Origin of the sequence: Vibrio sp. A1-1, from assembly GCF_021728175.1 — a bacterium.
GTDB lineage: Bacteria > Pseudomonadota > Gammaproteobacteria > Enterobacterales > Vibrionaceae > Vibrio > Vibrio diabolicus.
Genome location: NZ_JAKKCL010000048.1, coordinates 1 through 1,998 on the forward strand (window position 1 = coordinate 1; position 1,998 = coordinate 1,998).

Below are 1,998 nucleotides of genomic sequence, written 5' to 3' on the forward strand. Positions count from 1 at the left end.
GTAGAGTAGGTCACTGGCTTCGGCACAACCCTTATCCAGCAACCCCTCTTCAATTCCGTGCATGAGGTTTTCCCTCACACGGCTTTCACATAAATGTTCACCTGCTCACCTTCGCAGTTTTCATCTTCGTCGGTTGTAGATACACAAGACCTGCCTTGTGTAACTTATCCCATGCATCTTGCGCAAGATACAGGCTCCGACGTTGACTTCGGCTTCTTGACCATCGATAAAAGCGTGCCACCAAAAACCAATCCATCTTGAAGAATACCTGTCGAGGATAACCTACTTTGCCAAAGTAATTCTTCCAGCCTCTTACTACTCTATTAACCCGCTCAACGAGCTGATCTAGGGTCAGAGACGTTCTATGCTTCACTATGCTTCGCAACTTATCCTTATACTTCTTTTGGCTCTTCTTCGATGGATAGATCTTTACGTAGTTGGTGTGCTGGATGAAACCCACTATGTACTTGAAAGTGAACCCTAAGAAGTCAAATTCATTTCCTACTTGGGTCATATCTACGATGTGAGTTTTATTTTCATTGAGCTTTAGTCCTTCCTGCTCCAGCTCATTCTTTATCCAGTCCTGTTGGGCTGAATTGAATGGCGTTTTCGACAGGATAACAAAGTCATCTGCATAAGAAATTATCTTGCATGGTGTCTTTGTCGCAATCTTCCGACAAAAGTCATTTAGGTAAATGTTTGCCAATAGTGGCGAAATCACCCCGCCTTGAGGCGTGCCGATAGGGTTTCCCACTATTCGGCTCTTTCCTTTTGCTGTTGGCTCACTTATCGGCGCTTTGAGGAATAGCTTAATCAGTCTTAGTACTGCCCTATCCGTCACTTTAGACCTTACCTTATCCAGTAATCGTGAATGTGGTATAGTGTCGAAAAACTTTGATAGGTCAGCATCATAGACTTGCTGATACCCTTGTTTCAGATAGCCATTAATGCATATCACTGCGTCTTGTGCACTGCGCTTAGGTCTGTAACCGTAGCTATTACAGTGGAAGTGAGGCTCGAAGACTGGACTTAGCACAAGCGTGCATGCCATTTGTACAATGCGATCTCTGATACTTGGTATGCCCAAATTTCGAGTCTTACCATTGTCTTTTGGTATTTGCACTCTCTTGACCGGCAGAGGTCTGTACCTGCCTTCTACCAGCTCCGCTCTTAATGTTTTGATCAATTTACCAGACGTTTCAATGCTATTTAAGTCCTCAAATCTGACACCATCGACTCCCGCCGCCCCTTTGTTTGCTTTACACAAATAGAAGGCATCCCACAGGATGTCGAAACGACAAATTTTGTCATACAGACTATAAAATGCTTGGTCTGGCTCCTGCTTTGAGCGCAGGTAAAGTTTTCGCTGAAATTCTCGAACTTTATTTGAAGTGCTAGCCATTCGGCAATCTCCTGCTGAAATTTCTTTAAAAACGTCATTTATGTTTGGGCCCCTTCCCTAGATGAGGTTATGTTGTCCTCATCATCTTTGGTACTATGGGCTCATCCGACTGCCTATTGTGTATACACTGAGAATTTCGAGGTCCCCTCTTATATCTCTGCGCTGGGGCGCGACTCCCACAGCAATAGGCTCTCCCACGTTTACTCAACATCCTTCAATGCATGCCATCTTGTATTACACCGGGAAACCACACAGTTGCCTTCGCTAGTTGCTTCACTGTATGTGGCAGGGTTCGTATACTCGGAGCGACTCCCCATTTCCACTTGCGTGACGATGCTTAACCAAGTTCGCTTAATGCTACGGCCTACATTGCGTCTCAACGATTTCTCGTCTTTGTCACTGGGCTTCATATCATGCTGTTGCCATCATGTATGCCAGTCAGACTTCTAGGTGAACTAGCAATTTCCTAGGTAGGGACTTTGCACCCTACTGGACTTAACCCATTGTTTAGGTTAACGTTCTGGGCTTATTATGCCATTTAATCGCTTGGCTGCGTCTCTTGCCCAGAGCAGTGTTGAGCACCTCGTGGCGCTCCC

The 1,998-nt window shown here is 45.3% G+C and carries 2 protein-coding genes; both read right to left on the reverse strand.

From position 1 onward, the window contains the following. Positions 1 to 97: 97 nt before the first annotated feature. On the reverse strand, positions 98 to 1,402 hold the full coding sequence (gene ltrA / locus L3V30_RS23900) for a group II intron reverse transcriptase/maturase (RefSeq protein ID WP_005398567.1): 1,305 nt from the start codon (positions 1,400 to 1,402) through the stop codon (positions 98 to 100). Between the two features lie 200 nt (positions 1,403 to 1,602). Continuing rightward, entirely contained in the window at positions 1,603 to 1,812 is a 210-nt protein-coding gene (locus L3V30_RS23905) for a hypothetical protein (RefSeq protein ID WP_162780826.1), read from the reverse strand. Positions 1,813 to 1,998 lie beyond the last annotated feature (186 nt).

Bases quoted from the DNA above. Each gene is read 5' to 3' on its own strand.
- ltrA (WP_005398567.1), bottom strand. From the start codon at position 1,402: ATGGCTAGCACTTCAAATAAAGTTCGAGAATTTCAGCGAAAACTTTAC.
- L3V30_RS23905 (WP_162780826.1), bottom strand. From the start codon at position 1,812: ATGAAGCCCAGTGACAAAGACGAGAAATCGTTGAGACGCAATGTAGGC.